General features: G+C 65.8%; 1 protein-coding gene. It reads left to right on the forward strand.

Features of this window, described 5'->3' with window-relative positions; translation table 11 throughout:
• A partial coding sequence (locus tag EN994_RS29855) for an FAD-dependent monooxygenase (RefSeq protein ID WP_127308076.1) occupies positions 1 to 1,664 on the forward strand: 1,664 nt, incomplete at its 5' end.
• Positions 1,665 to 1,752: the final 88 nt, after the last annotated feature.

Raw genomic sequence — 1,752 nt, forward strand, 5'->3', positions numbered from 1 at the left:
ACATGATCGTCAATCGCTATCGCTGGTTGTCGAACACGCCGCGTGCCCACATCACCAACCAGCGCACCATGGAAGTGCTGCGCGACCTCGGTCCGGATGTCGAGGCAGAGGCCATGATGCACGCCTCGCCGCAGGAACTGATGGGCGAGAACGTGTTCTGCGAAAGCCTGGCCGGCGAGGAGATCGGCCGCATGAAGAGCTGGGGTACAGCGCCGCTCTCCAAGGCCGAACATCTGCTGTCGTCTCCCTGTTTCATGAACGATTTGCCCCAGACCTTCATGGAGCCGATCCTGTTCAAGTCGGCCTGCACCCGCGGGACGCAGGCACGCATGAGCACGGAATATGTCAGCCATGTCCAGGATGCGGACGGCGTGACCACGACCTGCCGCGATCGGCTGTCGGGTAAGGATTTCACCGTGCGGTCGAAGTTCCTCGTCGGCGCCGACGGCGGCAACTCGCTGGTGGCCGAGCATCTGGGCCTGCCGCTCGACGGTAAGATGGGCGTCGGCGGCTCGATGAACATCCTGTTCAGGGCCGATCTGTCGAAATACGTCGCGCACCGGCCGAGCGTCCTCTACTGGGTCATGCAGCCCGGCGCCGACGTCGGCGGCATCGGCATGGGTCTGGTTCGCATGGTGCGGCCGTGGGATGAGTGGCTGATCGTCTGGGGCTACGACATCAACCAGCCGCCGCCGGAGGTAACGCCGGAACTGGCCACCGAGGTCGCGCGTCAATTGGTCGGAGATTCCGCGCTCGAGATCGAGCTCCTGGGCGCCAACACCTGGACGGTGAACAACTGCTTCGCCACGCACATGCAGAAGGGGCGGGTGTTCATCATGGGCGACGCCGCGCACCGGCATCCGCCCTCGAACGGGCTCGGCTCGAACACATCGATCCAGGATGGGTTCAATCTCGCCTGGAAGCTTGCCAAGGTCGTCAAGGGGCAGGCGGGCATCGGGCTTCTGGATAGCTACTCTGCCGAGCGCGCACCGATCGCGCGCCAGATCGTGACGCGGGCGAACCAGTCCATTGCCGAATTCGGACCGATCTTCGAGGCGCTCGGCATGGATGGCGGCGTCGATCACGACAAGATCCAGAGGAACATGGAGGCCCGCGCCGACGCGACGCCCGCGGCCGAAGCGCAGCGCGAGGCGCTCCGCAAGGCTATCGCCTTCAAGAAGTACGAGTTCGACGCCCATGGCGTCGAGATGAACCAGCGCTATGCGTCCGGCGCGGTGGTGACCGACGGCCAGCGCGAGCCGGCATTCGAGAAGGATCGCGAGCTGCACTATGCGCCAACGACGTGGCCGGGCGCGCGCTTGCCGCATGTCTGGGTGTTCGAGCGCTCGGGCAGGAAGGTCTCGACGCTCGATCTTTGCGGGCATGGCGAGTTCACGCTTTTGACCGGTATTGGCGGCGAGGCGTGGGTCGCCGCGGCGGAGACGGTGGGCGCGGAGCTCGGTCTGCCGATCCGCAGCCATGTGATCGGCCCGCGCCGCACGATCGAGGATCATGCCGGCGACTGGGCCGGCGCGCGGGAGATCCGCGACACCGGCTGCCTGATCGTCCGTCCCGACCACCACGTCGCCTGGCGTTCCGAAACGCTCGCGGCCGATCCGGCGGCCGAACTGCGCCGGGTCTTCAAATCCGTTCTGGCGCGCTGAGGAGGATCGCATGATTGACGAACACGAATCCGGCTATTTCACCGAGGCGAACTCGGCCGAGGTCGTCGTGGCGCGCAACAGGAACGCC

Origin of the sequence: Mesorhizobium sp. M7A.F.Ca.CA.002.09.1.1 (assembly GCF_003998555.1) — a bacterium.
GTDB classification, from domain to species: Bacteria; Pseudomonadota; Alphaproteobacteria; order Rhizobiales; family Rhizobiaceae; genus Mesorhizobium; species Mesorhizobium ciceri.